Source organism: Streptococcus sp. KR, from assembly GCF_002238115.1.
Taxonomy (GTDB): Bacteria; Bacillota; Bacilli; order Lactobacillales; family Streptococcaceae; genus Streptococcus.
The window spans coordinates 1-231 of record NZ_NGVM01000324.1; the positions used below are offsets into that span (position 1 = coordinate 1).

Genomic DNA, 231 nt, shown 5'->3' on the forward strand with positions numbered 1-231 from the left:
CGGAAGATTCAACGTTGGCATTAATTTGGCAGCAGGATGATCAAGATGAAGTTGAGAATCCAGAAACATGGGTGAAAAGTAATCCATTACTAGATTTACCGGCTAAGCATGATACCCTACTGAAAGGGTTAATTAGTGAACGTGATTCTAAACTGGAAGACGGTACGTTAAACGATTTCATTAACCGTAACCTCAATATGTGGTTGCAGACGGCTAAAGATAAATATTTGA

At 38.5% G+C, this 231-nt stretch carries 1 protein-coding gene; it reads left to right on the forward strand.

Annotated features, from left to right (window positions below; translation table 11 throughout):
• On the forward strand, window positions 1–231 hold a 231-nt coding region (locus CBI42_RS12135; protein ID WP_256963848.1), incomplete at both ends, for a terminase TerL endonuclease subunit.